At 56.2% G+C, this 441-nt stretch carries 1 rRNA gene; it reads left to right on the top strand.

The annotated features are described in order from the left end of the window. Window positions 1–441, top strand: a 16S ribosomal RNA gene (locus ACTHS4_RS11635); the annotation flags it as partial.

Raw genomic sequence — 441 nt, forward strand, 5'->3', positions numbered from 1 at the left:
CCTACGGGCGGCAGCAGTGAGGAATATTCGTCAATGGGGGCAACCCTGAACGAGCAACGCCGCGTGGAGGATGAAGGCCCTTGGGTTGTAAACTCCTTTTCTGTGGGAAGAGGAAGGACGGTACCACAGGAATAAGTCACGGCTAACTACGTGCCAGCAGCCGCGGTAATACGTAGGTGGCAAGCGTTATCCGGAATTACTGGGCGTAAAGCGCACGCAGGCGGCTGTCCAAGTCTGACGTGAAAGCTCCTGGCTTAACTGGGAGAGGTCGTTGGAAACTAGATGGCTTGAGGCGAGGAGAGGGGTGTAGAATTCCCGGTGTAGTGGTGGAATGCGTAGATATCGGGAGGAATACCAGTGGCGAAAGCGACACCCTGGCCTTTGCCTGACGCTCAGGTGCGAAAGCGTGGGTAGCGAACGGGATTAGATACCCCAGTAGTC

Origin of the sequence: Neisseria sp. P0014.S009, assembly GCF_051958155.1 — a bacterium.
GTDB lineage: Bacteria > Pseudomonadota > Gammaproteobacteria > Burkholderiales > Neisseriaceae > Neisseria > Neisseria flavescens_C.